Origin of the sequence: Endozoicomonas sp. ONNA2, from assembly GCF_024606365.1 — a bacterium.
In the GTDB taxonomy this organism is placed as follows: Bacteria; Pseudomonadota; Gammaproteobacteria; order Pseudomonadales; family Endozoicomonadaceae; genus Endozoicomonas.
The window spans coordinates 1-5,999 of sequence record NZ_JAHHPO010000389.1; the positions used below are offsets into that span (position 1 = coordinate 1).

Genomic DNA, 5,999 nt, shown 5'->3' on the forward strand with positions numbered 1-5,999 from the left:
TTCCCCGGTTTCTTTCCCTTCGTAGGCAGCCACAGCAAAATCAAGCAATGCGCCACTGCCAAGAGATATCAAAACGAGGATTCTGAGAATCGGGAAACCAAGCCCTTTTTTTGGGTGCTGGGCTGAGGATATTCTTTCTGATGTTTCTCAGTGTCAGGCATCAACAATGTTGAACCGTCAGTAAGCAGTACACGACGTTGATGCCATAACCAAGATTCTGGTAAGGCGCGATCAAGGCTATTGCCTGATGTGCGTAGCAAGCATTTTATGGATGCTTCAGTCAACCGTTGCCTCGCTTTGCAATATGCGCTGGTGTCAGTGTTGGGCACCTTTTTCTTGTTGCCCTTGACTAACTGATCTCTCGCTTCATCAATGAGGGCGTGGCGACATGATTTAGTATCACTAGCCACCTGTCGCATGAACAAGGTTAATGTTTTGATGGGTGGAAAACCCCGTACCCTGCAACCGGGGTAACAGTCCTGAAAAGAGTTAAGGTCATCAGAGGTAAGGATTGAAGAAAATTCATCGTTTTCAGTCTGTGCAAATTGGTTAAGGCAATCATCTGCGAGGGACAGGAATTCTTGGCTACACTTGTTCATGGCTTGCTCGGAAGGGAAATATTTAAGCTTGTGACTCTTTATTTATAGTCGCTTCTTTCCGAGCAAGCTTCGAATTATCAAGGGGTTAGGCCTTAAGTCAGTGCCATTGGAGTTAGAAGTGGTATAAACCCTGTGCCAACCAGTCCTTTACTGCTGACGCATTGTCTGCCGACGTCTTCCGACAGGGGTGTTCAATCACCGATGCTTCGAACCATAGGGAACTTCCCTGAAAGAATATGGTCAAAATACTAATTAACGTAAACCAGGATCTCTTTCATTATGGATAGTCGCACTACAAACTTGAATTTTTATCAGGCCCACAGGACTGAATACCCTCCTCAAACTCCAGAAAGCAGCAGAGGAAGTCTGTTTCTTAACCCTATGCAGGGCAATACCACTCACAATTGGTATAGGCAACAGCTGCATACCCGTGGTTTAAGTCATACTGCTTCCGAACATGTTTATCCCCGGCTTCCCCCCAGCACCCCAAGCCCTTCTCAACGAATGGATATACTCAGAGCCAAAGCTGACACATTCCTGGGTTTTGAGTATAATTTTCCCCACCATACTCCAACGCAAATGGCTGAAGCAGAATTATCCTGCGAGAAGCATAGTGACTGGGTTGGTTGTGAATGGTGCGGCAAGCGATTACGCAACTGGAAATCTGGTGATATTCCGTGGGTTGAGCATACTCGATTCTCGCCACACTGCGAACTCGTGAAACGAGAAATGGGGCAACCGTTTATCGAAGCCATTATCAAATCATTTGATTTGGAAAAAGAAATTACACACTACTGCGATCAGCATACACCTTTAAAAAATGACCCCAGAGCTCTCCTTGATGCCTTTAAAGAGAGTGATGAATACCGGGTTATTAAAAATGTGTTCTCAAATCCCAACGATTTATCAAAACAATTGCCCCTGATTGAACAAGCCTTTATTGATTGGCACTATAAAGAAAACTCCTCTGGCAAGAGCATTTTGCGTGCTACCAATATTCTAACACGGATGAATAATCTCCAATGCCACACGGCTTTGAAAGAATCCTGGGAAAGATTCCTGAAAGATTGTGATGAATACGACGCTCAATTAGAAGTATTACAAGAAAAGCAACAGCAAATTCACTGTTTGAAAAACGAACGCATTACGCTCTTTGATACAGTTAATCTGCAAAGGCAAACAAAAATAAAGGCTGCGCAAGAAGGTGAGGATGCAAAGATTGCCCGCAGACTTCAAGGACTGTACGTCGGTGAGCCGCCTCAATTACCTGCCCAAAACAGACCAGCTAATTTTTCCTCTCAGGCTGAGGCTAGCACTGCAAACCCGGTGCAGAAGCCAGAGAGCCTCGAAAAGTCTGGAATTGACAGTTTTCTGCTGCTTAAGCAAATGACCTGTAGAGTCTGTAAAACCAATGAATCGAAAATATTTTTTGTAAAATGCGGCCATCTGGCTTCCTGTGAAACCTGTGCACCGGTTTTAAAAAAATGCCCTTTTCCTGGTTGCAATATAGAGGTGGCAACAGACGACAAAATCAAAATTTATATGAGTTAGTCATAGCCTCAAAATGGGGTTCCTTCCACAGAGCCTGTCGGACTTGATTTCTATGGCAAAAATCAAGGATATAAATTTCTGACTCATAATTCCGGGCTGAGAAAGGTGCAGATTATTCTTGGACAGCCTCCCGGGCTACAACTTCAGCTTTTGGTGTTTTCCGGTCTGAAATCTGCCGTCAAAACACTGACACTGTCTATTAATCCGAGGGCCGGAATGGGTTATCCTATCCGGCCTTTTTGATGAAAGGCTCTATTTATGCCAAGGATTTCCCGTTCCGCACTGGTCATGTATTCCGCTGAACAGATGTATGACCTGGTCAGCGATATTGAGTCGTATGCAGAATTTCTGCCGGGGTGCACAGGTAGCCGTATTGATCGTCAGGAAGGCCAGTATCTGGAAGCCACCCTGGAAGTAGGAAAAATTGGATTGCGTCAAAGCTTTTCCACAAGGAACAAAATGATCCCCGGAAGGTCTATACAGATGCAGCTACTGGAAGGGCCATTTAAACACTTATTCGGTATCTGGACATTTCAGCCTCTGGCCGGGAATGGCTGCAAGGTCTCCCTGGAACTGGAGTTTGAAATGAATAATAGGCTGACTCAGGCAACACTGGGCGGACTGATCGGCCAGATGATGAACGCCATGGTTGATGCCTTTGGTAACAGAGCGAAACAGATTTATGGCTAAGATGTTAATGGATGAGCCCACTATCCATGTAGAAGTGGCCTATGCAAGAGCCCATGAACAGAAGATTATCTCACTGAAAGTCAAAGAGGGTACTACAGTGCTCGAAGCAGCCAGAGCGTCAGGCATTATTGATTATTTTCCGGAGATTAATCTGAAAGAGGCGACATTGGGCATCTTTGGCAAGGCCGTATTAAAACCCGAAAACCAAGAGTTAAGGGAAGGTGAACGGGTGGAGATATACCGCCCCTTGATTGCCGACCCCAAAGAGGTTCGCAAACGCAGGGCTGAACAGGCGAAACAGAAAAAACATGACAGTGATAGCTGAGGGTGTGCTCTTCAGGGTTAAGTAATATCAACAGTAATTACTGCTGATTTTGCCCGGGTAACAGGTCACCTTCAATGGAATGGAGTTGATCATTCGCAAAAAACAGCGTGACAGTCTTCTGCTCACGGTTTTTGCCGCCGGGTTGCAGGCTGCAGACGTAATCCCAGCGATTGCTGTTAAACGTATCTTTCAGCAAGGGAGTACCCATCACGTATAGGACTTGGGCACGGGTCATGCCTGGACGGAGTTGGTTAACCATTTCCCGGGTTATGACATTTCCCTGCTGGATATCAATTTTATAGGCACCGGGGAAACTGATAAGCTTCGAACCACTGTCCGTGGAGCTGGCGCATCCTGTCAGTGCTGAGAAAAGTGCGGCGGCCAGGGCAAACGTGGTTTTTTGCATCGGTTTCAGACTTCCACTATCTTGCTCAAAAATGACTTGCAGCCTGCTCGCAGAGCAAAATGGAAAAGCTGCACGAAGATTTGATAATAGCAGGATTATATTGCAAAGGGTTAGGGAAACGTGTTGGAAAATCAAGAGTTGCGCAAGGCAGGACTTAAAGTCACCCTTCCTCGAGTGAAGATTCTTCAGATCCTTGAATGTTCTGAAGAAAAGCATATGTCTGCGGAAGATGTCTACAAAGCCCTGCTTGAAGCAGAAGACGATGTAGGACTGGCTACAGTCTACCGGGTATTGACTCAGTTCGAAAGTGCCGGTCTGGTGATTCGTCACAATTTTGATGGTGGTCACTCCGTCTTTGAACTCGCCCGCGGGGAGCATCATGATCATATGATTTGTATGGAGAGCGGAGACGTTATCGAGTTTGTTGACGATGAAATTGAGAAACGTCAGAACGCCATTGCCGAAAAACACGGTTTTGAGATCGTGGATCACAATCTGGTGATTTACGTCCGGCCAAAGGCAAAGGAGAAAAAATAAGGTTTATACAGTTTGCACCTGAGCCTGAAACAGCATCTCCTGGGCATGACTCAATGTAGGTGCTGTCAGCTCAACACCACCGAGCATTCGGGCAATTTCGTGGACGCGATGTTCACCATCCAGCTCATGAATTCGGGTACTGGACGCTTTGCGGCTGACTCTTTTACTAACGTGCAGATGCTGATGTGCCTGAGATGCCACCTGAGGCTGATGGGTAACACACAGTATCTGCCCGCTTTTGCCCACCTCCCTTAACATACTGCCGACAATCTCTGCAGTCCCGCCACCAATACCGACATCCACTTCATCAAACACCAGAGTTGGTGTTGATGCGGTTTGCGCAATAATTACCTGAATGGCCAGACTGATACGGGAAAGCTCGCCACCGGAAGCCACCTTGCCCAATGGGCGCGGGGGCTGCCCCGGATTGGTGGTCACCAGAAACTCGATGGATTCAAAGCCCTGAGCGGCAACCGTGCGATCAGGAATGTCTGTCAACTCGACACAGAACTTGCCTTTGGGCATACCCAACAAGGCGATCCGTTCAGACACCTGTTTTTCCAGTTTTCGAGCGGCGGCCCTGCGTTTGGAAGAGAGTTTTTTTGCTAACTGATTGTGTTTTTTCTGTAACTGCTCCAAAGAAAGTTCCAGGCCCACAACCTGCTCATCATGACACTGTACTTTTTTTAGCTCTTGGCTGATCTGCTGTTGTTTCTCCACCAGCGCTTCTGGCTGGATTCGGTGTTTGCGAGCCAGATCAAAAACAGCACTGAGCCGGTCTTCGATTTCCTGTGCTCTTTGCGGATCTGCTTCAAATTGATCAATAAAATGATTCAGCTCGCCAATCGCTTCCTCCACCTGAATCTGAGCGGATGACAGCATTTCCAGAGCGTTTTTGATGGCATCATGGTTAATGTGCAGTTCACTCAGGTGGTGCAGGCAGAAAGAGAGCTGTTGTAGCAAATTATCACCATCATCGCTGGTGCAAACCCTGGTGACTTGATGACAGGCCGATAAGGTTGCATCAGCCTGCGACTGCTGACGATGTTCCTGTTCCAATTGTTCAACTTCTCCGGGCTGAAGGTTTAACTGCTCCAGCTCATGCAACTGATAACTCAGCAACTGAATCCGCTCTTCCCGGTTCTGCTGATCGGACAATAATGAGTGCAACTTTGCGCAGGTCTGACGATAATCTCCAGCAATACTCCCCACCTCCCGGGACAGCGCCAGCGAGCCGGAAAACTCATCCAGCAACTCAGCATGATTGCTCTTTTTCAATAATGATTGTTGGGCATGCTGGCTGTGAATATCGATTAACAGCTCTCCCAACCCCTTCAATTCGGCCAGTGTGACCGGGATGCCATTGATGTACCCGCGGGAGCGACCTTCACGGGTGATCACCCGACGAAGAATACATTCGCCCGCCAAACCACCTGCTAGCTCACTGCCATAATCTCGCGCCTGCAGCCACTCTCTTGCGGCAGGGATGCGCTGTAGGTCGAAGCAGGCACGGATATCGGCCCGATCGGCACCGTCACGCACACAGTCGATGCCCGCCCGACCTCCCAGGGCCAGCCCAAGGGCATCCAGCATAATGGATTTACCGGCACCGGTTTCCCCGGTGATGGCAGTCATCCCGGGATTAATGTCCAGGTTAAGGTACTCAACGATGGCATAGTTGCTGATGGAAATTTGGTTCAGCATGGTAGCTCTCACTATCCCAATTGCATATCGGGTTACTGGTTATTTATACAGTAAACGTAAAACCGGAATTGGTAAAGAAAATTTTCCCTTGAATAACCTGCCATGGCCCCCATATTAGGCTATCACTTGATATTCACTTTCGCCCCGGGGCCATAGGAGGCTGTCCGAGAATAGCGCCCGTAGCGAG

Annotated in this window: 6 protein-coding genes; 4 read left to right on the forward strand and 2 right to left on the reverse strand. The window is 47.6% G+C overall.

Annotated features, from left to right (window positions below; genetic code table 11):
- The first annotated feature begins 980 nt into the window (after positions 1–980).
- The 3 genes from KDK14_RS07075 (at position 981) to KDK14_RS07085 (ending at position 3,165) form a co-directional block, all read left to right on the forward strand.
- The gene (locus KDK14_RS07075) at positions 981–2,150 is read left to right on the forward strand and encodes an RING-HC finger protein (protein ID WP_257264344.1); all 1,170 of its coding nucleotides are present in this window, start codon (positions 981–983) and stop codon (positions 2,148–2,150) included.
- A 258-nt stretch (positions 2,151–2,408) separates the two neighbouring features.
- A complete protein-coding gene (locus KDK14_RS07080; RefSeq protein ID WP_257264345.1) occupies positions 2,409–2,840 on the forward strand; it encodes a type II toxin-antitoxin system RatA family toxin in 432 nt (143 codons plus the stop codon).
- Positions 2,833–3,165, forward strand: coding sequence for an RnfH family protein (locus tag KDK14_RS07085; protein ID WP_257264346.1), 333 nt, complete (start codon positions 2,833–2,835; stop codon positions 3,163–3,165). Before KDK14_RS07080 ends, KDK14_RS07085 begins: the two co-directional genes overlap by 8 nt.
- A 37-nt stretch (positions 3,166–3,202) precedes the next feature.
- Here the strand turns inward: KDK14_RS07085 and KDK14_RS07090 are convergent, their stop codons facing one another.
- Positions 3,203–3,571, reverse strand: coding sequence for an outer membrane protein assembly factor BamE (locus KDK14_RS07090; RefSeq protein ID WP_257264347.1), 369 nt, complete (start codon positions 3,569–3,571; stop codon positions 3,203–3,205).
- Positions 3,572–3,691: 120 nt separating this feature from the next.
- On the opposite strand from KDK14_RS07090, the gene fur reads away from it, so the two are divergent.
- Positions 3,692–4,108 (forward strand): ferric iron uptake transcriptional regulator, encoded by a 417-nt coding sequence (gene fur / locus KDK14_RS07095; RefSeq protein ID WP_373691046.1) that lies wholly within the window; start codon positions 3,692–3,694, stop codon positions 4,106–4,108.
- Positions 4,109–4,111: 3 nt separating this feature from the next.
- Here fur and recN read toward each other — a convergent pair whose 3' ends face one another.
- A complete protein-coding gene (recN, locus tag KDK14_RS07100; RefSeq protein ID WP_257264348.1) occupies positions 4,112–5,812 on the reverse strand; it encodes a DNA repair protein RecN in 1,701 nt (566 codons plus the stop codon).
- Between the last annotated feature and the right edge of the window lie 187 nt (positions 5,813–5,999).